This is a genomic window from Avibacterium endocarditidis, from assembly GCF_965138825.1.
GTDB classification, from domain to species: domain Bacteria; phylum Pseudomonadota; class Gammaproteobacteria; order Enterobacterales; family Pasteurellaceae; genus Avibacterium; species Avibacterium endocarditidis.
This window is the reverse complement of the sequence record NZ_CBCSDH010000002.1, coordinates 155,099-180,202: the sequence shown is the minus strand read 5'-3', so window position 1 is coordinate 180,202 and position 25,104 is coordinate 155,099. Positions and strand designations below refer to the sequence as shown.

The 25,104-nt window shown below is 41.7% G+C and carries 20 protein-coding genes, 1 pseudogene and 1 riboswitch; of the genes and pseudogenes, 12 read left to right on the top strand and 9 right to left on the bottom strand.

The window, feature by feature from the left end:
- Positions 1-27: 27 nt before the first annotated feature.
- From ACNAV8_RS01900 to ACNAV8_RS01880, 5 genes are all read right to left on the bottom strand, one after another.
- Positions 28-675, bottom strand: coding sequence for a DUF1919 domain-containing protein (locus tag ACNAV8_RS01900; protein WP_181022028.1), 648 nt, complete (start codon positions 673-675; stop codon positions 28-30).
- Positions 676-677: 2 nt separating this feature from the next.
- Positions 678-1,925, bottom strand: a complete 1,248-nt coding sequence (locus ACNAV8_RS01895) for a multifunctional CCA addition/repair protein (protein ID WP_415777109.1) — start codon at positions 1,923-1,925, stop codon at positions 678-680.
- A gap of 17 nt (positions 1,926-1,942) precedes the next feature.
- The gene (locus tag ACNAV8_RS01890) at positions 1,943-2,545 is read right to left on the bottom strand and encodes a TIGR04211 family SH3 domain-containing protein (RefSeq protein WP_115249906.1); all 603 of its coding nucleotides are present in this window, start codon (positions 2,543-2,545) and stop codon (positions 1,943-1,945) included.
- Between the two features lie 112 nt (positions 2,546-2,657).
- Positions 2,658-3,920, bottom strand: coding sequence for an inorganic phosphate transporter (locus ACNAV8_RS01885; protein ID WP_103855615.1), 1,263 nt, complete (start codon positions 3,918-3,920; stop codon positions 2,658-2,660).
- A gap of 26 nt (positions 3,921-3,946) precedes the next feature.
- Positions 3,947-4,627, bottom strand: coding sequence for a TIGR00153 family protein (locus tag ACNAV8_RS01880; protein ID WP_103855614.1), 681 nt, complete (start codon positions 4,625-4,627; stop codon positions 3,947-3,949).
- 159 nt (positions 4,628-4,786) lie between these two features.
- On the opposite strand from ACNAV8_RS01880, the gene ACNAV8_RS01875 reads away from it, so the two are divergent.
- The 4 genes and pseudogenes from ACNAV8_RS01875 to ACNAV8_RS01860 form a co-directional block, all read left to right on the top strand.
- Positions 4,787-5,917: a CYTH domain-containing protein gene (locus ACNAV8_RS01875; RefSeq protein WP_415777108.1), complete on the top strand. Its 1,131-nt coding sequence runs from the start codon at positions 4,787-4,789 to the stop codon at positions 5,915-5,917.
- Entirely contained in the window at positions 5,910-7,283 is a 1,374-nt protein-coding gene (radA, locus tag ACNAV8_RS01870) for a DNA repair protein RadA (protein ID WP_103855613.1), read from the top strand. The genes ACNAV8_RS01875 and radA overlap by 8 nt, the downstream gene beginning before the upstream one ends.
- 80 nt (positions 7,284-7,363) lie before the next feature.
- Positions 7,364-10,413: pseudogene (locus ACNAV8_RS01865) on the top strand (S6 family peptidase); the annotation flags it as partial.
- A 112-nt stretch (positions 10,414-10,525) separates the two neighbouring features.
- The coding region (locus tag ACNAV8_RS01860; protein WP_415777107.1) for an autotransporter outer membrane beta-barrel domain-containing protein at positions 10,526-11,491 on the top strand (966 nt) is incomplete at its 5' end.
- Between the two features lie 82 nt (positions 11,492-11,573).
- Here the strand turns inward: ACNAV8_RS01860 and thiE are convergent.
- Genes thiE through thiM form a run of 3 tightly spaced genes read right to left on the bottom strand, consistent with a single transcriptional unit; the run spans position 11,574 to position 13,857 of the window.
- Positions 11,574-12,236: a thiamine phosphate synthase gene (thiE, locus tag ACNAV8_RS01855; RefSeq protein ID WP_415777106.1), complete on the bottom strand. Its 663-nt coding sequence runs from the start codon at positions 12,234-12,236 to the stop codon at positions 11,574-11,576.
- Complete coding sequence (gene thiD / locus ACNAV8_RS01850) at positions 12,229-13,047, bottom strand: bifunctional hydroxymethylpyrimidine kinase/phosphomethylpyrimidine kinase (protein WP_415777105.1); 819 nt, start codon at positions 13,045-13,047, stop codon at positions 12,229-12,231. Before thiD ends, thiE begins: the two co-directional genes overlap by 8 nt.
- Before the next feature lie 9 nt (positions 13,048-13,056).
- On the bottom strand, positions 13,057-13,857 hold the full coding sequence (thiM, locus tag ACNAV8_RS01845) for a hydroxyethylthiazole kinase (protein WP_103855661.1): 801 nt from the start codon (positions 13,855-13,857) through the stop codon (positions 13,057-13,059).
- A 160-nt stretch (positions 13,858-14,017) separates the two neighbouring features.
- Positions 14,018-14,112, bottom strand: a riboswitch (TPP riboswitch).
- 289 nt (positions 14,113-14,401) lie between these two features.
- Here thiM and ACNAV8_RS01840 point away from each other — a divergent pair.
- From ACNAV8_RS01840 to uvrC, 7 genes are all read left to right on the top strand, one after another.
- The gene (locus ACNAV8_RS01840; protein WP_415777104.1) at positions 14,402-14,902 is read left to right on the top strand and encodes an REP-associated tyrosine transposase; all 501 of its coding nucleotides are present in this window, start codon (positions 14,402-14,404) and stop codon (positions 14,900-14,902) included.
- 237 nt (positions 14,903-15,139) lie between these two features.
- Complete coding sequence (locus tag ACNAV8_RS01835) at positions 15,140-17,572, top strand: DNA internalization-related competence protein ComEC/Rec2 (RefSeq protein WP_103855702.1); 2,433 nt, start codon at positions 15,140-15,142, stop codon at positions 17,570-17,572.
- 60 nt (positions 17,573-17,632) lie between these two features.
- Positions 17,633-19,381: a lipid A ABC transporter ATP-binding protein/permease MsbA gene (msbA, locus tag ACNAV8_RS01830; protein WP_415777103.1), complete on the top strand. Its 1,749-nt coding sequence runs from the start codon at positions 17,633-17,635 to the stop codon at positions 19,379-19,381.
- Between the two features lie 60 nt (positions 19,382-19,441).
- Positions 19,442-20,452 (top strand): tetraacyldisaccharide 4'-kinase, encoded by a 1,011-nt coding sequence (gene lpxK, locus ACNAV8_RS01825; protein WP_103855703.1) that lies wholly within the window; start codon positions 19,442-19,444, stop codon positions 20,450-20,452.
- Positions 20,453-20,523: 71 nt separating this feature from the next.
- Complete coding sequence (locus ACNAV8_RS01820) at positions 20,524-20,733, top strand: Trm112 family protein (protein WP_103855704.1); 210 nt, start codon at positions 20,524-20,526, stop codon at positions 20,731-20,733.
- Positions 20,733-21,500 carry a 3-deoxy-manno-octulosonate cytidylyltransferase gene (gene kdsB / locus ACNAV8_RS01815; RefSeq protein ID WP_103855705.1) on the top strand — a complete coding sequence of 256 codons (768 nt, stop codon included), beginning with the start codon at positions 20,733-20,735 and terminating at the stop codon, positions 21,498-21,500. The genes ACNAV8_RS01820 and kdsB overlap by 1 nt, the downstream gene beginning before the upstream one ends.
- Positions 21,501-21,570: 70 nt before the next feature.
- A complete protein-coding gene (gene uvrC, locus ACNAV8_RS01810) occupies positions 21,571-23,403 on the top strand; it encodes an excinuclease ABC subunit UvrC (RefSeq protein WP_415777102.1) in 1,833 nt (610 codons plus the stop codon).
- Positions 23,404-23,493: 90 nt separating this feature from the next.
- On the opposite strand, the gene ACNAV8_RS01805 is transcribed toward uvrC, so the two are convergent.
- Positions 23,494-23,907 (bottom strand): helix-turn-helix domain-containing protein, encoded by a 414-nt coding sequence (locus ACNAV8_RS01805; RefSeq protein WP_103855706.1) that lies wholly within the window; start codon positions 23,905-23,907, stop codon positions 23,494-23,496.
- A 206-nt stretch (positions 23,908-24,113) separates the two neighbouring features.
- Here ACNAV8_RS01805 and ACNAV8_RS01800 point away from each other — a divergent pair, with 206 nt between their 5' ends.
- Positions 24,114-25,100, top strand: a complete 987-nt coding sequence (locus ACNAV8_RS01800) for a hypothetical protein (protein ID WP_415777101.1) — start codon at positions 24,114-24,116, stop codon at positions 25,098-25,100.
- Positions 25,101-25,104: the final 4 nt, after the last annotated feature.

Sequence of the window (25,104 nt, the reverse complement as noted above, 5' to 3'; positions counted from 1 at the left end):
AAAATTCCACCGCACTTTATTTTTGCTTTAATGTGATGACATTTTCTCGTTTTTATTCTGATTAAACCAAGCCAGATAATCAAATTGATCATAATAGCGTTTGCCAAGCCAGCCAGAATAAGCAAAAAGATCACCGACACAATCTTGTTGTTCAAAGCCTTTAATATAAAAAGCAGAACGAATTTCGGGATAAGGTTTGTGGGTGAATACCACTTTGTTTTTGTAAGGCAAGGCATCAAAATCGTTGAGATCTTGTTCTGTACAGCCATCGCGATCGGTCATAATGATAAAAAGATTATCGAAATCAATACGTTGTGAACGCTGTTGCCATTTTTCTTGAGCTTGTTGAGCATTGGCATAATGCACAAAATGGATTTTTATATCATCTAAATAAGCCACAGGGTAGGGCTTATCGTTATCTTCTACAAATTTTAGCGGTTGTTGCTGATAGTGTTCAATGCGTTGCAAATAACGAATGAAATCTTGTGGCTTAAGGTATAAATTCACAAAAGGTGAATTGAATGGTTGCCCTAAATCGTGCAACATAAATGCCCCATTGCAATTACTGGCTAATACGCTCATTCCCTTATTTTTCAAGCTATTACGAAGTTTGGGATTAATGAAAAGTTTGCGCATTAGCGCGCTGATTTTAGTTTTGATGAAAGAAAATAACATTATTAATCCTTTAACCGTTCTTTTTCTTGCTCAATGGCTTTTTGGCGGCGGCGGTTTAATTCTTCGCGGATTTTTTCTTTTTGAAATCCGTCAGCAATCACTTGTTGCACATCAACTTGTAATGCGGCTTGGTACAGTTTGAATAGAAAATCCGCTTGCGGGTAATCCACTTGCTCAAAGCCTGTGCGGCCTTTGGCATCGGCAGTGCAAACAAGTAACACTTCTTTAAAACGTTCTGGCTTACGCCACACATCGAGTTGATTGAATAATTTTAAGATAGTGGCAGGGCGTAGCTCAAAGGCTCGGTGAACGTTGGTATGCGTTTCGCAAACAAGGCACGCCAGTTCTTTAATGTAACTTGGCACTTTGAGCCGATTGCAAAGATTGCGCGTTGGCATAACGCCTTTTTGTTCGTGGCCAAAATGGCGTGGCAGAAGATCTTTTGGCGTGAGCGCTTTGCCAAGATCGTGGCAAATTGCCGCAAAACGCACCGCACTTTTTTGTTGTGCAGGGCTATTTTCAGTGAGCTTTGTGGCTTGTTGCAACACCAGCATTGTGTGGATAAAGCTATCCACTTCGGGGTGATGTTGCACGGGATTTGGCACGCCGTAAAGGGCGTTAAGCTCAGGGAAAAGTACCGCTAATGCTCTAATTTTTCTTAAAATATCAAAATAAATTTCAGGATTTGGCGTTTGTAAGGCTTTTTCTGTTTCTAGCCAAACGCGTTCTGCCGTGAGATGTTCAAGCTCGCCCGATTTGGTGATTTGTTTCATTAAGGCAAAGGTTTCAGGGGCAATTTGGAAACCTAAATAATGGTAACGCGCAGCAAAACGTGCCACTCTTAACACGCGCAAAGGATCTTCGGCAAAAGCAGGGGAGATATGGCGCAGTAGGCGATTGTTCAGATCATTGATACCACCGTAAGGATCGTGCAACTTGCCTTGGCTATCTTGCGCAATGGCGTTAATGGTGAGATCGCGGCGGATCAGATCTTGTTCTAAGCTAATGTCGGGGCTGAAATCGCACACAAAACCAGTGTAGCCCACACCCGCTTTTTTTTCTGTGCGTGCAAGGGCATATTCTTCTTTATTTTTAGGATCAAGAAAAACGGGGAAATCTTTCCCCACTTGAATATAGCCTTGTTGCAATAGTTGCTCTGGCGTTGCGCCAATTACCACCCAATCTCTGTCTTTAACAGGGAGATTGAGTAGTGCATCGCGCACGGCACCGCCAACTAAATAAATTTCCATTTTGCTGAATGGGGTGGTTATGCCCAGCCATCACGGCGGCGACGTTTTGGCATAATGAAAGGTAAGATTAAACCAAGTAGCAAACCAACACCTAGCACTGAACCGCCATAAATAAACCATTGGATCGCAATTTCACGTTTGCCTGCATCAAGCATTGCTTCTAAATCGCGGTTTTTATTTTTGGTGATTTCAAGTTCACGGTTGAGCTGAGAATTTTGCTCTAATAATTGGCTGCTTTGTTGCTCAGCTTGTTTGGTGCGGCGTTGCATTTCGCTGGTGCGTTGTTGCCAATCACCGTCTAATTGATTGAGTTTTAAGGTTAATTCTTCAATTTTTGCTTTTAATCTTGGATTTTCATCTTTACTGCTCGGCGTGCTAGAAAGTTCAGAGGTTAAGATCCAAGCTTCACGATTTTTGCTATCACGAATAAGCGTATAGCGATCTTTGTGGTTTAGCACGGTTACCGGTTCGCCTGAACGAATTGCCCCTGCAATTTTAAATTGATCGCCCGCCCCTTTGCGTAAAAAGGTGGAAAGGTTTTCTGTTACATAACGGGTTTCCGCTTGCGCGAAGGGTACGGAAAGAAAGAATAAAAACAAGATCTTAGTAATTTTTCGCATTACAACACCTTAAAAAATAGACAATAAAAAAGTGCGGTAAATTGTACCGCACTTTCTTTCATTCACAAAATCTTTGTCTTATTTTGTGTGCTTTTTCTATGGCTTACGCAAATTAGATGAAAATGGCGTGCAGCACATAGTAAATTAAAATCGCAAAGAATGCGCCTGCAGGTAAGGTGATCACCCAAGAGGCGATAATATTGCGAATTACCGTTAAGTTTAATGCGGCGATACCACGCGCGAAGCCGATACCTAAAATCGCACCAACAAGGGTTTGAGTGGTGGAAATTGGTAATCCCGTACCAGAAGCGAGTACCACGGTGGTTGCCGTTGCAAATTGAGCTGAGAAACCACGGCTTGGGGTGAGATCGGTGATCCCTGTGCCAATGGTTGCCATTACTTTATAGCCCATAATAATCAATCCTAACGCAATACCTGCCGCCCCTAATGGCAAGATCCACCAAGCAAGTGGGGTTTTTGCCATAATTTCACCGCCGTTATCCACAATAGACACCACGGCAGACAATGGCCCAATAGCGTTAGCCACATCGTTTGAACCGTGCGCAAACGCCATTGCACAGGCGGTTAGTAGCATTAGTATACTAAATACTTTTTCTACTGCACCGAATGTGCCTGATTTCACTGTTTGATGGAATTTTTTGCTACGAAAATAGAAATGACTGGCCACCACAGAAATGGCGCTGATGCCTAATGAAATAAAGAAAGTTTCGCTACCAGTTAAATGTAAGCCAACGTGCTTTAAGCCTTTTATCATTGTTACTACGGACAAAATAAAGATGGTGAGTCCCATATAATACGGGCCATATTTTTGTGCGTTGCGTAACGGTTTTTCCGTATCGAAAATGAGTTTTTGTGTACTGAAGAAAATGCCATATGCCACTAGGCCTGCAATCACAGGGGTGATAAACCAACTGCCCACAATATTGCGGATAGCTGACCAATCAATTGAGTTTGGCCCAACAGTAATTAAACCAAAACCGATAATTGCGCCAATAATGGTGTGTGTGGTGGAAACTGGCCAGCCCATTCGCGAGGCGATGAGCAACCATAATCCAGAAGAAAAGAGGGCCGCCATCATACCTAAGGCCAAAATTTCTGGTGTGGCGATATATTCTGTTGGATTTAAAACCCCGCTTTTAATGGTTTCTGTTACTTCACCACCGGCTAAATATGCCCCAGCACATTCAAAAATCATCGCAATGATAATGGCTTGTTTGGCGGTAATTGTGCCTGAACCTACAGAGGTTCCCATTGCGTTAGAAACATCATTTGCACCCACGCCAAAGGCCATAAAAAAGCCAAAAGCCGCGGTGATAATCACTAGTAAAGTGCCATATTGTTGAATAACTTCCATAGTATTATTCCTATGCTGTTTAACAATTATGAACGAGCCAACATTAATTCAATGCGTGAACCCACACGTTGCGCTTGATCTGCAAGCACACCAATCCATTCAAGGATTTTGTATAAAAACATCGCGTCAATCGGGTTAAATTCATTTTCCATTGAACGCAACATTAAGCGTAATTTAATTTGCATTTGATCCGTATCGTCTTCAATATCATCTAGGGTTTGGATCATTCGATTCACAAATTGGACTTCACGGCCTTTGAAACCCGTTTCAAGTAAACCGTCCATTTCATCAATCACCAAATGAGCTTGCTCTGCTGCGTCAATACTGCGAACGACATATTTCATAAAATCTTCTTGCATTTCAGGAGGGAATGGACATTGGCGACCAATCATTCTGCCTGCAATATCTTTGGCGTAGTTCGCTAATTTATCTTGTTGCGTAACCAATTCTAATAAATCAGTACGTTCAATAGGCATAAACAAACCGCGTGGCAGTTTTAAGCGAATTTCACGCTTTAATGTATCTGCTTGGCGTTCTGTGTCAGAAATCTTTTTGCGTAATTTCTCTGCATTTTCCCAATCACCTTGGAAAGTGTATTCAAAAAATGGAATGAGATATTTACAACAATCAGTTACCTTAGCAGAATGACGTGCTAAAGGCTTTAATGGGGAATGGGCAAATAATCCTAAAATATTATTTACAGCCATAAGATAACTCCTTCTAGGGGTTAGGTTGATAAATTTTTGCGCATATTCATCTTGTTCAAGGCTATGCGGGCGTAAAAATACACTATATTTCATCGAAAAAACAAGGAATTTATTAGATAATATGAAAAAACTTGATTAAGATTGGAAGGAATAGACAAAATGAGTACAGAAATTGAATTAAAACTACTAATTCCGCAATTTGGCTTAAATTCATTCAAGCAAAATTTACTGAAAAACGCACCGCACTTTCATCAGCAGGCATTTTTAGGTAATACTTATTACGACACCGTCGATAAATTTTTCGCGCAGCACCAAATGGGCTTGCGTGTTCGCAAAGAAAATCAACAGTTTACCTTAACCTTAAAAACCAAAGGGGAAGCACTAGGTGGCTTGCATATTCGCCCTGAATATAATTTGCCACAGCAAAATGAAACGCCTGATTTGGCGCGATTAGTGGAAAACTATGATCTCGATCTCAGCTGGAAAACACTTGCATTACAGCCGATTTTTGCCACGGATTTTACGCGAGAAACTTTCCTTATCCGCCCTGAATTTTCGTCAGAAACGCCAAAAACACAGGAAACAGCAGAAATTGAAGTGGCGCTTGATCAAGGCAAGATTTTGGCTGGTGATAAACAGGTAGAAATTAGCGAAGTGGAATTTGAGTTAAAGCAAGGTAATGTGGCGGATTTGCTCGAATATGTACGTTCTTTGCCATTGGAAAATGGCGTGCGATTAAGTGCCATTAGCAAAGCGCAACGGGGTTATGCCTTGGCAGAAAATTATCAGCCTAAAGCACAAAATTGGTTAGATAAATGGCGAGATTTTTTAGATTTCGCGCAAAGTGCGGGCAATTTTTCGCAAAAATTAACCGCACTTTTCCAGCTGGAACAAGGTCTAATTGAAGAAACCTTTGCCCTAGGGAAAACCTATTTTGCTGAAGACTTTTTGCGCACGGTGGAGCGAATCGGCGCGTTTTTCAATCTTTATCATTTTTATACGGAAAATGGCAATTTGTTGGAAAATGCTTTCAATCAACAAGGTTTAAGCGATGCGCTTAAAACAGATTGGCTGGCGTTGGTGGAAAGTAGTCAGCAATGTTTGGCAGAATGTAAACAGCTGATTGCACTTCATAGCGAAACCAAAAATAACGCCGAAGTGATCGCGCAATTATTTGATTTATTGCAATCGGCATTTTATTTACAGCGAATGTTAAATCTGATTTCGCTCACTTATGTTGAAGAGAATGAAGCAGCGAATTTGGAAAATTTGGAGATGAACAATGGCTAAAGCAAAAACCGCTTTTGTGTGCAATGATTGCGGTGCGGAATATGCCCGCTGGCAAGGGCAGTGTAATGCCTGTAAAGCGTGGAACACCATCACTGAAATTCGCCTTGCCCCAGCCAAAGCAAGCCGAGCCGATCGCTTCAGTGGTTATGCTGGGGAAACGCAGGCAAAAATCCAAACCTTGGCAGAAATCAGTTTGCAAGAAGTTCCCCGTTTTCACAGCGGTTTTTACGAGCTTGATCGCGTATTAGGCGGGGGTATCGTGCCGGGCAGTGCCATTTTGATTGGCGGACACCCGGGGGCAGGGAAAAGTACCTTATTATTACAAGTGATGTGTGGTTTAGCACAAAATATGACCGCACTTTACGTTACAGGCGAAGAATCCTTGCAGCAGGTGGCAATGCGCGCCAATCGTCTTGGGTTGCCAACAGATCGGCTGAATATGTTGTCGGAAACGTCCGTAGAGCAAATTTGCCATTTGGCCGATCAGCTTAAACCACAAATCATCGTGGTGGATTCCATTCAAGTGATGCACCTTGCGGATATTCAATCTTCACCAGGGAGCGTTTCCCAAGTGCGGGAATGTGCCTCTTTTCTGACCCGTTATGCGAAAACTCGCCAAGTCGCCATTATTATGGTGGGACACGTGACCAAAGACGGCACGCTGGCAGGACCTAAGGTGTTGGAACACGCCATTGACTGCTCGCTATTATTAGAAGGGGAGGCGGATAGCCGTTTTCGCACCTTACGTAGCCACAAAAATCGCTTTGGCGCGGTCAATGAATTTGGCGTATTTGCGATGACAGAGCAAGGCTTGCGCGAAGTGAAAAATCCTTCCGCCATATTCTTAAGCCGTGGGGAAGAAGACACCGCGGGCAGTTCCGTAATGGTGCTATGGGAAGGCACGCGGCCGTTATTGGTGGAAATTCAAGCCTTGGTGGATCACTCAATGCTCGCCAATCCAAGACGGGTTGCGGTGGGCTTGGAACAAAATCGCCTTGCTTTATTGTTAGCTGTATTGCATCGCCACGGCGGCTTGCAAATGTCCGATCAAGACGTGTTTGTCAATGTGGTAGGTGGCGTAAAAGTGAGTGAAACCAGTGCAGACTTGGCCTTATTACTGGCGTTAATTTCCAGTTTCCGCAATCGCCCATTGCCAAAAGATCTGGTGGTGTTCGGCGAAGTGGGATTAGCAGGGGAAATCCGCCCCGTACCAAGTGGACAAGAACGAATTTCCGAAGCAGCCAAACACGGCTTCACCCGAGCTATCGTACCGTTTGCCAATAAACCAAAAAGTGCGGTGAAAAATATGCAAGTTTTTACCGTGAAAAAATTGATTGATGCGTTAAATATTTTAGATAACATATAGAATATACCTCTTTCTGGGGAGGAGTGTTTTGCGATTTAATTAGTTATAATACAGGATTGCTTATAACTAATTAAAATTCAATGAACTTTAAGAAATCTAATCTTTTATTTAAATCTTTTTCTAATCCAATTAAATTAGGCATTAGTTTAGCTATTGTGGCGTTGAACGCGGAGGCATCTCGAGTAAGGGGAGATGTTGATTACCAATATTTTCGTGATTTTGGTGAAAATAAAGGTCTCTTTTCAATCGGTGCGACAAACATTCATATTTTTGACAAAAACGGTCAAGATGTAGGCATTATGTTGAAAGATAATATTCCTATGCCTGATCTCAAAACAGCAAATAAGAATGGGGCATTTGCCAATTTAATCGATCCTTCCTTTATAACTAGTGTTCGGCATAATGTCGGATATTCTCAAGTTTTATTTGGTGGAGAAGATACAAACCCAGATTCTCACCATTTTTCTTACCTTTTGGTTAATCGAAACAATTTTCCGGATGAATGGGATGGGGTCACTTATTCAAACCCGCAAGATAAAGATTATCATATCCCTCGTTTACATAAAATGGTAACGGAGGTAGCTCCCGCAGAACTTACCGATGTATTAACGCCAAATGGAAAAGAAAATACAAAAATTTTGACGGATTTAACGCGTTTTCCTCTTTATATACGAGTGGGTTCAGGAAAACAAGAGGTTCAAGAAAGTGCGGAAGATAATAGCAAAACGATCAGTTTGAGTAGTGCATATAAGTATGTTATAGGTGGTGTCACTCACACAATGAGTGAAGCTAATGCGACTAATGTTGTGGCAAATGGAACGATCACGCCAGAAGGAAAACGGATCACGGATAAGCCAATAACCTTATTTGGTTCTATTTATGGGCCAATGGTAAGTTATGGACGAAGTGGTGATAGTGGTTCTGCATTACTGGGGTATGATGCTCAAAAGAAAAAGTGGGTGATTGTAGGTGTTCTAAAATCTGATTATGGTTATGGGAACATTTGGTCATTGTCACGCCCTTCTTATGTTAATGCTATACAAGAAAGAGCCAAGGCGGGGACTATTCAGAATACGCAACAAAATCAAGTTTGGGAATGGAGTGTTGATGCTCTTCACCCTGAAACCAGTAGTATTAAAGCGGGAGAAAGCACCGCATTGGCTGTGCCTTTAAGAAATGAATCTTTAAAATCACAAGATACAGATAAAGAACGTCCATCATTAGATTATGGGAAAAGTGTGATTTTTGATGGTGTAGATGGGGGTGTTTTATTAGTTAAAGACAACATTAATGCGGGAGCTGGAGCACTCTATTTCAATACAAATTTTACTGTGAAGCCTGAAACGAACCAAACGTGGTTAGGTGGTGGCGTTTTGGTTGCTAAGGATAAAACAGTAACTTGGAAAATAGCTAATCCTGAAGGCGATCGTCTTTCAAAGTTAGGGACAGGAACTTTATTGGTTCAAGGTGTGGGAAATAACCTAGGAGATATTAGTATCGGTGATGGAACTGTCATTTTAGATCAGCAGGAAGATGAGCAAGGTCGAAAACAGGCATTTAATCAGGTTGGCGTGGTAAGTGGGCGTCCGACCTTGGTTTTACAAAGTGCGGATCAAATTGATCCGAATAAATTGTATTTTGGTTTTCGTGGCGGACGTTTAGATTTAAATGGTAACGATCTCAGCTTTAAACGTATCCAGCATTCTGATGATGGTGCAACAGTTGTTAATCATCGCACGGATAAATCATCGAATTTAACCTTAACAGGTGTAAAGGTTTCCGAACAAGATTTAACTTGGGGAAATTGGGGAAAAGCTGGCTCTGACATTTATGAATATGCTATAAGCGGGCGAAAGGATTATTTCGCTTTAAAATCAGGTGGCAAAGCAGGAAGTTATTACCCTACAAACCAAGCTAGTTCAGATAGTTGGGAATATTTAGGTAGCGATCGTGCGGCGGCGATTCAAACGATCATTGATCGCAAAAATGCACAACAGACCTTAACCGCGTTTGCCGGTTATTTCGGTGAAAAAGCTTCCGACAAAACAAATGGTGGCTTAAATGTAAATTATCAGCCAGTGGTAGAAGAATCAACGCTATTATTAACAGGTGGAATGAACCTTAATGGTGATTTTTCAGCTAAAGGTGGTAAGGTTGTTTTTGAAGGTGTGCCGACACCACACGCACGTGATGTGTTGAATAATCGTGAGGTCATTTTTGACGATGATTGGATTAATCGTGATTTCTCAGCGAAAAATATTTCTGTTGCCAATAATTCTACACTCACTGTGGGGCGAAATGTTTCTTCCCTAGATGGAAATATCCAAGCTACGGATAATGCAGTATTGAATTTGGGATATCAATCGGGACAAAAAGTTTGTTTACGTTCTGATTATACAGGAAGTGTCAGTTGTGATTCCCCAAGTTATAATGAAAAGACTTTGGCAACGATTCCAAGAATGGCATTAACAGGGGATATTACTTTAACGCAACAAAGTCAGTTAAACTTAGGGAAAACGGATTTTGTTGGTTCAATTCAAGGAGAACATTCGAGTCGGACATCGCTATCTCCCGAAGCACATTGGACATTAACGGGTGATAGTACGGTAGGAAATTTACATTTAGACCAGAATTCACAAATCACACTTAGTCAGAATGACAAACCATTTAATACCTTAACCGTTAATGGTGATTTAAGCGGAAATGGAAAATTTTATTACCGCACTAACTTTTCTACATTAAACAGCGATAAAGTTGTGGTAAACGGAAAAGCATCAGGTAATCATCTACTTGTAGTGAATGATATTGGCAATGAACCACAGCGTAGCAAAGATCGCCTAACCTTAATAACAGCTAATTCATCTGAAAATTTAACCGTAACATTGCAAAATAGTTATGCGGATATTGGTGCTTACCGTTATAACTTGATTCAAGAAGGGAGCACATTCCGTTTATATAACCCTATTGTTGAAAAAGAAATTGCGGAAGAAGAACGCAAAGCCGCAGAAGAACAAGCACGCCGTGAAGCGGAAGCAAAACGCTTAGAGGAAGAGCGTAAAGCCGCAGAAGAACAAGCACGCCGTGAAGCGGAAGCAAAACGCTTAGAGGAAGAGCGTTTTGCCGCGGAAGANCAAGCGCGCCGTGAAGCGGAAGCAAAACGNTTNGAAGAAGAGCGTAAAGCNGCAGAAGANCAAGCNCGCCGTGAAGNGGAAGCAAAACGCTTNGAAGAAGAGCGTAAAGCNGCAGAAGAACAAGCCCGTCGTGAAGCGGAAGCAAAACGCTTAGAAGAAGAGCGTAAAAAAGCTGAACTAGATCGCTTGAAACAAGCACAACTCGTTAGTGGCGTATCAAATACCGCATTGTCGGAACTTTCTGCACAAGGAAATGCAATATTACGCAGCGATCAACATTTAAACCAACGTTTGTTGCAAGAAGGTGGCGAGCAAACTCAAGTATGGACGAATGTCGATTATCAAGAGGCTGATTATCAATCAGATAATTACCGCGTTTATAAACAGCATAGTAACTACACTGAATTAGGTGTAGAAAGTGCTGTAAATGAGCAAGGCATTAGTTTAGGTGCGATAGTGTCGCAAACGCGCGGCAACATTGATTATGAGAATGCAAGCGGCAAGATGACTTATTCGCAAGCTACGGTTTATGCCAAAGTGCAAAGTGAGTCAGGTCTGTTTGTTGCGGCAGACATCGGTTATGGACGTTCTAATAATCGCATCACTTTAGATGAGCAACGTGCTGATTTTAAACGTAATATCGTTAGTTTTGGTGCAACATTAGGTAAGAAGTGGGTGCTAGGATACCTAGATCTCAAAGCAATAGCTGGGGTACGCTATCATCACCTCACGGCTGCTGATTATGAGCTGAAAGGTCGTGCGGTTCATACTCGTGCTTTAGATTTTGTTAATTATCATGCTGGAGCAGAATTATCCAAAACTTGGCAGTGGAACACGCTTTCTATTTCACCGAGTCTTGCCCTTTATTATTTCGATGCGAGTCGTAAAACATTTAACAATGCGGTTACTGTGAATAACAACGGTTTACAGCAACAGTTTAATCGTGGCTGGCAGTATCAAGCAGGACTCAATTTGAATATGGGGGCTTGGTCAGTGGGGACAACCTTCTCTTATGAGAATGGTGATGAATCTTCTCACAGCCGCCAATTTGGTTTAAAAGTGGGTTATCGTTTTTAAGTTTGATAATTAAGCAAAATAAAAGGCATTCAATCTTGGTTGAATGCCTTTTTTTGCTATTCGCTTTTCGTTAAGTGCGGTGTTATTTTGCCAAAATTTTTTGTATCGTAGCTGTAATATCTTCCGCTTGCATAATGGTGGAAATCACTGCAACACCGTCTGCACCGGCTTGTAAAAGGGCTGGAACGTGTTCGGTTCTAATTCCGCCAATGGCGACCAAAGGCTTATTGATGCCTTGCTGGCGCAAGGTGGAAATAAAGTGAATGCCCACAACAGGGGACGGATCTTCTTTAGAAAATGTGGTAAAAATTGGCCCACAGCCATAGTAATTCACGCCGAGAAAGGCGTTATGGCGTTGAGCTTGTTGCAAGGTATTGACGGATAAGCCAATTAACATTTTGCCTTCAATTTGTTGGGCTAATTGTTCTACAGGCGTATCTTTTTGCCCAACGTGAATGCCGTCTGCGTGCAACTTTTTTGCGAGTTGAACATCATTATTCATAATAAAAGGCACATTATATTGTTGGCATAAATCTTGGCATTGGCGGGCAAGTTGTTCAATTTTTTGCGGATCTTGCAAAGAAAATTGCCCTTTCTCACGAAACTGATAACAGGTTATCCCCGCTTTTAGCGCTTGTTCTAAACGTGTTAATAAGGTTTGTTGTGGGTTATTGGCATAGTCGGGCAGATGACGGCAATCTTGTGTACCCGCCACTAAATAACAGCGTAAAATTGATTTATCCATTTTTTTGCTCCTGTGAATACGCCCAGTGATTGGTTGGGCCGTGTCCGTGTCCGATATTTAAAGGGTGCGTGATGGCGCTGGTAATAAAGGCTTTGGCAGTTTTGCAGGCTTGCTCCAACGGTTGCCCTTTGGCAAGTTCAGCGGTTAAGCAAGCGGAAAAAGTGCAGCCTGTGCCGTGGGTATGCGGCGTGTTAAAACGTGGGCTTTCCAAGACAAAAGATTCTGTCGGCGTGAAAATAAAATCTTGGCATAGCGCACTTCCGCTGTTTTGCTGATGGCCACCTTTTATAATTACGGTTTTTGCACCCATCTGTTGTAAACGTTCAGCAATTTGCGTAATACTGTGTCGATCTTCAGCTTTTAATCCTGTTAAGGCTTGTGCTTCAGGCAGATTTGGCGTTAGCACATCGGCTAAAGGCAATAGTTGCTCACGCATTGCTTGAATTGCCGATTGTTCCAATAAACTTGCGCCCCCTTTGGCGATCATCACCGGATCGATAACCACATTCGCAAATGGGTGCTTACGCAAAAAAGCGGCCACGGTTTGGATAATTTCAGCCGTGCCGAGCATACCAATTTTTACCGCATTGGGCGTGAAATCTTCTACAATTGCCTTGAGTTGCGCTTTAATGGTGCTAAGGGGGATTAAATGAATATCCGTTACGCCTAAGGTGTTTTGTGCAGTAACAGCGGTGATCACGCTCATTCCAAATACATTACGCATTTGAAAGGTTTTCAGATCGGCTTGAATACCCGCACCACCGCCACTATCTGATCCAGCAATGGTCAGGGCTTGTGCAATATGAGTCATTGTTGCTCCTTAGTTTTCAATGTGAACCTGTGCGAATTGCGCCACTTGTTGATCATTGAGTTCACCAAGTTGATCTAAAAGTGCGGTGTAAAATTGCCCATATTTTGTGCTTCCTAAGTCTTTCGCAGCCAGTTGCCCTGCCACCGCATAGGCTGTACTGGCTTGTACTACCGCATTAAAAGGTTGGCTTGGGGCGACCGCTAAAAAAGCCCCTAACACCGCGCCAAGCAAACAACCTGAGCCTGTGATTTTAGGAAACATTGGCGTGCCGTTATCAATGGTCGCCACTTGCACGCCATCGCTGATATAATCTACCGCACCGCTCACTGCCACAACACATTGATGACGTTGCGCGGCCAGTTTGGCAATTTGTGCCACATCGCCTTCACCTTGCCCTGCGTCCACACCTTTCGCCGCCCAATTCACCCCTGCTAACTGGGCAATTTCCCCGGCATTGCCACGAATAGCGGTGAATTTTACTTTACTCAGTAATTCAGCCACCACGTCCTTACGGTATTGCGTTGCCCCCACGCCCACAGGATCAAGCACCACAGGAATACCTGCTTTATTCGCAGCTTTACCAGCCGCCAACATAGCTTTCACTTTGAAAGGATCGAGCGTGCCAATGTTAATCACCAAGGCAGCGCTAAATTGAGCAAGATCCGCCATTTCTTCTTCGGCATCTGCCATAATTGGTGATGCGCCTAAGGCTAACAGCCCATTCGCTACATAGTTTGCCACCACAATGTTGGTGATGTTGTGGATTAAAGGATTGGTTTGGCGAATTTTCGTGATTAAATTAAAGTCCATTTTTTTCTCCTATGAATAAAAATCAAGCGTAAAAAAAGCCCAGTCCCATTGCCTTTATAATAAAAAATCATCTATAAAATCAATGTGATAGGGAATGATGTTGTGGAGTGACGATTTGAAAATAGAAAAGGGAAGAATAAAGTGCGGTTAAAAATATTGCGATTTTGCATAATAAGTTTCCTACGTCAGTGCTAACTGGATCAGGTTCAACGGGTATCATCTCAGCTACACAAAGCAGCACCCCGACTATTTAATAGCTTCACTCTACAAAGAAATAGGCAGAAACACAATCTCACCATTCAGAATTTCCGCATTTTGCGCAAAGTATTTTTTCGTTTTGCGAGCAAGATCGCAAAAATTGTTTAACAAGATTGCGAAAGAGCGGTGCTTTTTTCATCATATTTTTATTTTTAATTGTAGGCGTAGGGTGGGCTTTAGCCCACCATTTTTATCAGGGTTGGCAATGGCCAAGGTTATTCAATCCCAAATGGTGGGCTAAAGCCCACCCTACGTTTCTACGTTTCTTATGAGAGGGGCAGAAATAATGCCAAATTATCGGAGAGATTTTACAAAAGGCGCGTGTTATTTTTTTACATTGACATTGCAAGATCGTACAAAATGTTACCTTACTCAGCATATAGAAAAATTACGGCAAGCCTATCAAGAAACAATGAGAAAGTATCCCTTTGAAACCATCGCAATCTGTGTGTTACCTGATCATCTGCATTTCATAATGCAATTACCACAGGATGATGATAATTATTCTAAGCGTATTGCTTTTTTTAAAACGATATTTACGAAATTATTACCAAAGGCGTATCGCAATGAGAACCAAAGTCGCATAAAAAAGCGAGAAGCCGGAATATGGCAAAGACGATTTTGGGAGCATCGTATCCGTGATGAACTAGATTTGAACAATCATTTAGACTATATCTATTTCAATCCCGTTAAACACGGTTATGTTAATGCCCCCAAAGATTGGCCGTTTTCCTCATTTCGAAGAGATGTTGAAAGAGGATTTTTTCCATTGAATTGGGGTAGTTAATAAAAGGTGTAATCGGAGTGGCATAGAGCGTAGGGTGGGCTTTAGCCCACCGTTTTTTATGAATTGGGGACAAGGTTATTCAATCCAAAATGGTGGGCTAAAGCCCACCCTACGAGGTGTTGTTATGATGGTATTATGCGAGCAAGATCGCAAAAATTGTTTAACAAGATTGCGAAAGTGCGGTGCTTTTTTCATCATATTTTTATTTGTAATGGTAAGTTGTCATTTTATGTAAGAATGAAATTTTCGCTTAAATTAGATGTGATTTTATGGCTGGTGATTGGCGCAGGCTTGAGTTTGCTTTATGTGTCGAAAGCCTTATTGCTTAGTGTTGAGTTAATGCTTTGCACTGTGGGAATTGGGATCTTAGCTGTTTTGACAGCCTATCTTTTCGACTACTATAAAATCGCAAAAGGGCTGGTTTACGGCGTGATTTTTGTATTGAGCTTGGGCTATTTTCATCATCAAGCTCAGCAAATTTTGACCCAAGCGGAGCAGAGCGCCAGTTTAAACAAGATTAGCATTCCAATTAAGATCGAGAAAATCTTACATCAGCAAGATTATCAAACGGTGATTGCCACTGGGAAATTGGCGGAAAATTTGCCTAGCCAGCGAATATATTTGCAATGGCAAAACTCAGAGAAAAATTTGGAAAATCAGGCAGCAGAGCAAATTAAAGTAGGGCAAATTTGGCAAGCAGAATTATTGCTCAAACCCTTATCAAGCCGTTTAAATCAAGGGGGCTTTGATCGGCAAAAATGGTATTTCTCACAAGGTATCACTGCCTATGGCAGAGTAAAAAGTGCGGTGCAAATTTCGCAAGATTTAGCGTGGCGAGACCGATTATTGCAGGCCAGTTTTCAGCAGACCCAAGACTTACCAATGCAAGGTTTATTGTTGGCGCTGGGCTTTGGCGAACGGGCGTGGCTTAATGCAGAACACTGGCAAATTTATCAGAAAACCAATACGGCACATTTAATTGCCATTTCTGGATTGCATATTGGTTTGGCGATGTTGTTTGGCTTTGCTATTGCCAGAGCGGCACAGTTTTTCTTGCCCACGCATCGAATCGGGGCAATTTTGCCATTATTGTGCGGTGCTTTTATTGCTTTAATTTATGCCCAGTTGGCTGGGTTTTCTCTTCCCACCTTAAGGGCATTACTTGCTTTGGGATTGGTATGTCTGATCCGAGTGTTACGCTGTTATTATACGCCTTGGCAATATTTCCAATGTGTGGTGACATTGCTCATTTTATGGGATCCGCTGATGTTACTTTCCGTTAGTTTTTGGCTTTCCGCAGGGGCGGTGGCAAGCCTGATTTTGTGGTATCAACTTGTGCCGTTGGATTTAATCCAATGGCAAATTTATCCCATTAAAAATCAGTGGGTGAAAAAAATCCTGCGCTGGATTTTCTCCTTGTTTCATCTACAACTCGGTTTGTTGTGTTTATTTACCCCGATTCAGCTTTATTTTTTTCACGGAATGTCTTTATCGGGAATGATGGCGAACCTGTTAGCCGTGCCAGTGTTTAGTTTATGTCTTGTGCCAATGGTGCTGTTTGCAGTGTTGAGCCAAGGGGCGTTTAATTCGTGGCAAGGGGCGAATTATTTAGCAGAAAAAATCACGGCGTTGCTCAGTCAATGGCAAGGGAATTGGATGGATTTGTCAGAAAATCAATCGCAATGGATCGTCATTTTGTTGCTCATTTTGGGGTTGGGGTATGTGCTTTATTTGCAAAAATTGCCGCAAAAAGTAGCGAAAAAACCGATCTTAGCAGGAAACAAGAAAATTTTATTCAATGCAGAAAAATTGCCCAGTCCGTTATTTTTACAAAAAATGAAACCTATTTTTGCTGGGTTACTTGGAATAATGCTGATGAATTTGGCGTGGCAAGAGATAAATGTGCCTAAATGGCGATTGGAAACCTTAGATATAGGGCAGGGCTTGGCAACATTATTGGTGAAAAATCAGCGTGGCATTTTATATGATACGGGCGCAGCGTGGCGTGGGGGAAGTATGGCTGCGCTAGAAATTTTGCCTTATTTGCAACGGCAGGGCATTGTGCTGGATTACCTTATTTTAAGCCACGACGACAATGATCACGCAGGCGGAGCTGAAGCGGTGTTGCGGGCTTATCCCAATGCAATGCTTATTACGTCATCGGAAAAAATCGAGCGAAAAACGCACCGCACTTTTTGTCTTCAGGGGCAACAATGGCAATGGCAAGGATTACGCATTACCGCGCTTTCCCCACAAAAGATCCGTAAGCGTGCAGAAAATCCAGATTCTTGCGTGTTGTTGATTGATGATGGGCAGTATAAAGTGCTTTTAACTGGTGATGCTGATAGCCAAACAGAACGGCAATTTGCTGATTTAGCAGGAAAAATAGAGATATTGCAAGTAGGGCATCACGGTAGTAAAACCTCTAGCAGTGAATATTTGCTTAAAACAACACAACCTAAGATCGCCTTGATTTCTAGTGGTCGTGGTAATCCGTGGCATTTTCCCCATTCCGTGGTATTAGAGCGCCTAAAAGCACAACAAAGTGCGGTGTATAATACGGCAGATTTTGGGCAGATCAGCCTGTTATTTTTCCCCGAACAGATAAAAATTTATACCGCAAGATCGGAATTTTCCCCTTGGTATAGGGGATTAAGTATCGGGGATTAATTGGCTTGTTGGCAAAATAAAGGTAAAATGGCGCAGTTTTTTAACTGAAATGAAGAAATTATGCAAGATAAAGACTTAACCACGTTGCAAACGTTCAAACGCTTATGGCCGATTATCGCCCCTTTCAAAATGGGGTTGATTGCCGCCGCCGTTACATTGGTTTTCAATGCATTGGCGGACGCAGCATTAATTCAAATGCTTAAACCGTTGCTTGATGACGGTTTTGGTAAAGCGGACGTGAGCTTTTTACGCATAATGGCTGTGGTGGTGGTGCTGTTGATTATTGTGCGTGGCGTAACAAGTTTTGTTTCAACTTATTGTTTAGGCTGGGTTTCGGGCAAAGTGGTGATGACCATTCGCCGCCGTTTATTCAAGCATTTAATGTATATGCCTGTGCCGTTTTTTGATCAAAACTCCGCAGGCAAATTGCTTTCGCGCATTACTTACGATAGCGAACAGGTCGCCAATTCTTCATCAGGATCCTTGGTGACCATTGTGCGTGAAGGGGCGTATATTATCTCTTTACTTGGCGTGATGATTTATACCAGTTGGCAGCTTTCTTTGGTGCTTTTTGTGATTGGGCCGATTATTGCGGTGCTGATTCGTATGGTATCGAAAAAATTCCGTGAGTTAGGTAAAAATATGCAAAACTCAATGGGGGAGCTGACGTCTTCCGCAGAACAAATGCTGAAAGGACATCGCGTGGTGCTGTCTTTCGGTGGACAAAAAATTGAAGAAGAACGCTTTAATAAAGTGAGTAATGATATGCGCCGCAAGGGAATGAAAGTGATGGTGGCAGATGCCATTTCTGATCCTGTGGTGCAAATTATTGCCTCTTTCGCCCTGTCGGCGGTGTTGTATTTGGCAACCGTGCCAGAAATTATGAGCCAAAACCTAACGGCAGGCTCTTTCACGGTGGTGTTTTCTTCAATGTTGGCGATGATGCGACCGTTGAAATCGCTCACCAATGTGAACGCACAATTTCAACGCGGAATGGCAGCCTGTCAAACCCTGTTTTCTATTTTAGATATGGAAACGGAAAAGGATAACGGCACGTATGAAGTGGAAAAAGCCAAAGGAAATATTTCTTTCAAAGACGTTACGTTTAGCTATTCAGGCAAAGATCACCCTGCGTTAAATCATATTTCTTTTGACATTCCGCAAGGCAAAACGGTGGCATTGGTGGGGCGTTCTGGCTCAGGAAAATCGACTATTGCCAATTTGGTTACGCGTTTTTATGAGATTGAACAAGGGGAAATCACCCTTGATGGCGTGAATATTCAAGATTACACGCTGAATAATCTGCGTGAAAACTGTGCGGTGGTATCACAGCAAGTGCATTTATTTAATGACACCATTGCCAATAATATTGCCTATGCTGCGGCGGATAAATACAGCCGTGAAGATATTATCAAAGCGGCTAAAGCGGCGCACGCAATGGAATTTATTGAAAAATTAGAAGATGGCTTAGACACCGTGATTGGCGAAAACGGTGCAAGTTTATCAGGCGGACAACGTCAGCGCTTGGCGATTGCTCGTGCTTTGTTGCGTAACTCCCCTGTATTGATTTTAGATGAAGCGACCTCTGCATTGGATACAGAATCTGAACGTGCAATTCAAGCGGCGCTTGAAGAATTGCAAAAAGAGCGCACGGTTTTAGTGATTGCCCATCGTTTATCCACCATTGAAAAAGCCGATGAAATTTTGGTGATTGAACACGGTGAAATCAAAGAACGTGGCACGCATCAAGAGTTGCTCGCATTAAATGGTGCTTACAAACAGCTACATCAAATGCAATTTAATCATTAATACTATATTGGTGTACGAATTTTCCGCGTACACCAATCTATCCATTTTAATGAGGTGATAATGAGTTTTTGGTATCAATCCAACCTTTTGGCAAAGGCGCTGAAGTGGTTATTATCACCTTTCGCCCTGTTATTTTTACTCATCACTTGCCTGCGTGCGTGGCTATATCAGCGCGGCATTTTGGCTTCTTACAAAGCCCCTGTGCCTGTAGTGATCGTGGGGAATTTGTCTGTAGGCGGTAATGGAAAGACCCCAGTGGTGATTTGGCTAGTACAGCAGTTACAGCAACAAGGGGTGAAGGTGGGGGTGATTTCTCGCGGCTACGGCAGCAAAGCCACCCATTACCCGCGTTTAGTTGCCGTGCAGGATAACCCCATTGAAACGGGCGATGAACCCTTGCTGATCGCCAAACGCACCAATGCCCCCGTGTGCATTTCGCCGAACCGTCAGCGGGCGATAGAACATTTACTCGCGCATTTTCCTTGCCAAGTGATTATTAGCGATGACGGCTTACAGCATTATAAATTGCGACGCGATAAAGAAATTGTGGTGCTTGATGCGCAGCGCCAATTTGGTAATGGTTTTGTGTTGCCCGCAGGGCCACTGCGTGAGCCAATTTGCCGTTTAAAATCTGTCGATTGGATTATCAATAACGGCGCAGAAACGCCTTTTAGCCAAACGGTAATGACATTAACACCGCAGGTTGCCATTCATTTGCAAACGGGGGAAAAACGTCCTTTGCAGGATTTTGCCCAACAAAACATCACAGCCATTGCAGGCATTGGCAACCCACAGCGTTTTTTCTCAATGTTGCAAAAGTTGGCGATCAATGTGGTGGAAAGCCAAGCCTTTCAAGATCATCAGGCTTATGATCTCACATTATTTGAAAAATTTGATAAAAACCAACCGCTCTTTATGACCGAAAAAGATGCGGTTAAATGCCAACATTTTGCGCAACCCAATTGGTGGTATGTGCCTGTTGAAGCAGAAATTAATGATGAACAAAGTGAACAATTTATTGCCGCGTTGATCCAACAAGTAAAAACTGCGCCAAAAAGCACCGCACTTTAATTTATCTGTTTTATGCACCGCCAGATGAAGCGGTTAAACATAGCCTTCTGAAAAGAAGTGGAGAAACTTTAATGAACGAAAAATTACTCGATATTCTCGCTTGCCCGATTTGTCAAGGGCGTTTGAAATATGACAAAGAAAATGAACAGCTGATTTGCACCTTTGAACAACTGGCTTATCCCATTGAGCAGGGCATTCCTGTGTTGTTAGCGGAGCGTGCAATTGCCTTGCAATCAGAAAACGAGAGACAAGAAAAAGCGCAACAAGAAGGAGCAGAATAATGGCAAAATTCACGGTAATTATCCCTGCACGTTTTGCTTCAAGCCGTTTACCAGGTAAGCCTTTGGCAGATATTGCAGGCAAACCAATGATTGCCCACGTTTGGCAAAAAGCACAGCAATCAGGTGCGAGCCGCGTGGTGGTGGCAACGGATAACCAAGCTGTGGCGCAAGCTGTGCAAGCCTTTGGCGGCGAAGTTTGTATGACGTCAGAACATCACAATTCAGGCACGGAACGCTTGGCGGAAGTGGTGGAGAAATTAGCCCTTGCCGATGATGAAATTGTGGTGAATATTCAAGGTGATGAGCCATTAATTCCCCCTGTGATCGTGCAGCAAGTGGCGGATAATTTGGCAAAAAATGGCGTGAAAATGGCGACCCTTGCTGTCCCACTGAATGATGCGGAAGAATTATTTAACCCGAATGTGGTGAAAGCGGTGGCGGATCAATCGGGCAATGTCTTATATTTTTCCCGCGCACCGATCCCTTGGAATCGCGATCAGTTTGCCGGCTTATCTGATGAACAAAAAACGCAACTTGTGCTACAAAGCCAGTATTTACGCCACATTGGCATTTATGCTTATCGTGCAGGCTTTATCAAGCAATATGTGCAATGGCAACCTTCAGCGTTAGAAAATATAGAATCTTTAGAGCAACTTCGCGTGTTGTGGTATGGCGAAAAAATTCATATTGATTTAGCCAAAGAAGTGCCTGCAGTAGGCGTGGATACGCCAGAAGATTTAGAAAAAGTGCGGGCGATTTTAGCGTAATTTTTCGATTTTATTCCTTGGGCGATTTTTCGCCCATTCTTTTTTATCAGCAGATCCTAATATTTTAGAAATGACCTTTGATGCCAAAAAGTTTCTCGCTAACGTAACCCACGATCCCGGTGTTTATCGTATGTATGACGATAAAGATCAGGTGATTTATGTGGGCAAAGCCAAAGATTTAAAAAAACGCTTATCCAGTTATTTTCGGGCGAATTTATCCAGTAAAAAAACGGAAGCCTTAGTTGCCAGTATTCATCGCATTGAAACCACCATCACATCAAGCGAAACAGAAGCTTTGCTATTAGAGCATAATTATATTAAAACCTACCAGCCACGCTATAACGTGCTATTGCGTGATGACAAATCCTATCCCTATATTTTGCTCACCAAAGAACGCCACCCGAGAATCACTGCCTATCGGGGAAGCAAAAAAATTCAAGGCGAATATTTTGGCCCTTATCCTAATGCAGGGGCGGTGCGCGAAACCCTTTCGTTGTTACAAAAATTGTTCCCTGTACGGCAATGTGAAAATTCCGTTTATCGCAATCGCTCACGTCCTTGCTTGCAATATCAAATTGGACGCTGTTCCGCGCCTTGCGTGCCAGGCTATATTTCCGATGAAGATTACAATCAACAAGTGAATTTTGCGCGTCTTTTCTTGCAAGGCAAAGATCAACAAGTGCTAGATCATCTTGTGGCAAAAATGGAGCAAGCGAGCCAAGCGTTGAATTTTGAAGAAGCAGCACGCATAAGAGATCAAATCCAAGCGGTGCGCGCGGTGATCGAAAAACAATTTGTCAGCAATGATCGCCTTGATGATATTGATATTATCGCCATCGCCTACCAACTGGGCATCGCTTGCGTGCAAGTGCTGTTTATTCGACAAGGCAAGATTTTGGGCAACCGCAGTTATTTCCCGAAAGTGCCAGCCAATACGGATTTATCCGAGCTCACCGCCACGTTCGTGGGGCAATTTTATTTGCAAGCGCACCAAGGACGAACCGTGCCGAACACCATTATTGTGGATCATAAATTAGCAGAAAAAGCTCAATTAGAAACCCTGCTCGCGGAACAAGCAGGGCGTAAAGTACAAATTCAAGACAGCGCCAAAGGGGATAAAAGTAAATATTTACAGCTTGCACAAATGAATGCGAAAGCTGCGCTGGTTACCCAACTGAAACAATCCGCGCTGATCCACGAACGCTACCAAGCGTTGCAAGCGTTGCTCGGCATTGAAAAAATCCAACGAATGGAATGTTTTGACATCAGCCACACAATGGGCGAACAAACCATCGCTTCCTGTGTCGTGTTCAATCAAGACGGGCCGCTGAAATCCGATTATCGCCGTTTTAATATCACTGGTATTACGGGCGGTGATGATTATGCTGCAATGGAGCAAGCCTTATTGAAACGTTACGATAAAGATCTGGAGGCAGAAAAAATTCCTGATGTAATTTTTATTGACGGTGGTAAAGGGCAGCTCAACCGCGCCTTGCAAGTGTTCGATCAACTGAACGTAAAATGGGACAAAAAACGACCGCACTTAATTGGCGTAGCAAAAGGCGTGGATCGTCGCGCAGGCCTAGAAACGCTCATCATTAGCAAGCAAGATCGCGAAATTAATCTTCCGCCAGACAGCCTTGCCTTGCACCTAATCCAACATATCCGTGATGAAAGCCATAACCACGCCATCAGCGGCCACCGCAAAAAACGCCAAAAAGCCTTCACCCAAAGCGGATTAGAAACCATCGAAGGTGTTGGCGCAAAACGCCGCCAAGCCCTATTAAAATACCTTGGCGGAATGCAAGGCGTGAAAAAAGCCACCCTTGACGAAATCGCTTCCGTACCAGGTATCTCAAAAGCGTTAGCAGAGAAAATTTTTGAGGCGATGAAGGGGGAGTAGAATAACCCCAAGATCTGGTTGTTGATGCAAATTAAAAATAAAACTTGTATTAGTAGTAATTAATGCAAGTTTTATTTTTATAAATTAATTCTATTTTTTAAGCAAACTAATAATTTCATTCAAAGATTTAATTTCATTCTCTTTTTGCTGTAAAAGCAAATCTTTTGAATGCAATAATTGTTGCTGATTTTCAATAATCAATTTTAATTTTTCTAATTCTAAAGTTAAAGCACTATCAGAAGAGTAATAATTAGCAACATTATTGTTATTAGAGCAGTTTTCACCAAAATACCACATTGGCATTCTTTTATCTAAATCAATTAAATCATTTACACTAATATTAAATATATTGGCAATTTGTTCTAACTTGTCATAATGCAATTTTGATTGTCCGCGTTCTATCTTGGCATAACCTGTTACCGACATTCCCATTCTATCAGCCATTTCTTCTTGCGACCATTGACGGATTTCTCGCATAACACGAACTTTATCATAGATTTCCATAGTTTAACCTTCCAAGTAAATTGTGATTAACTAAATTTTTCGCAGTATATCACTTTTTAAGCATGGGGGCTATGTTGTTTTTCGGTAAGGCTTTGAGTTTTTTTAGTAACTAAATGAGTTAATTTTGTAACGGTTTGATTCTGGAATATTAACCAGTAAAAAATATAGAATCCTACCAATATTAAATATTAATTTGAGAGTATTCTATGTTAGAACTTAAAGAAGTAGAGTTAATAAAAGAAATTATTAAAAAAAGAAATATTAAATGGTTATGTCATTTTACCCCTAGAGAGAATCTAGAATTTATTAAAAGAGATGGATTACAACCTAGAAATCTCATAACTCATAATTATCAAGTTACAGATACTGGTCGTTTCGATCGTTTCAAAAATTCTATTTGTTTATCTATTAGTAAGCCTAATAAACGGATGTTTGATAGAAAAAAAGAAAGCGGGTTAGATCTATGTCTATTATTAATTAGCCCTGATGTTTTATTTGAAAAGGAATTTTTGTTTTATCCTCATAACGCAGCAACAGCAAGTTATAGATATATAGATATCAATGCGATAAGAGGTTCTCAAGCATTAGATAATTTATTTTCACCTTCTATTTCTTATCAGAAATCAAATTTACCTCCTCAAACTATTTCTCGATCTAATGATTTATTAGACAGCGAAACAACTTCAGATCAAGCAGAGGTCCAGTGTTTAGATGTTATTGAGCCTAAATATATAGAATATATTCTTGATGAAAATATTATTCCTTTAGAGTATAAAGATATACTAAACTATATAGAAAGCAGAAAGGAAAAAATCAGTGAGCTTTTAGGAGTAATTAGTTCTACTTCAAGAACAAAGGTACCTAACTATATAGATGATATTTCTAAAGAAGATAGTGATAGTAAAGCGTACAATAAAAACTCTAAAACATTTAGAAATAATAGTATGCCTGCTGTTAGAGAAATTTTAATGAAGTCTTATAATCGTGAGTTAAAACAGAATAAAGATAATGATATATTAATTAAAGAAAATGTTAAAAAAGAAGAAAATTATAAATATAATGTTAAAGAGAAAACAAAAATTGATGAATTACATAAATATAAAAAAGTAGACGTATCATCATCTTCTAGTGGTGATAACCTTTGTATTAGTATAATTATAATTATTATTATCTTGTCATTTTTAATTTTATAGAGGT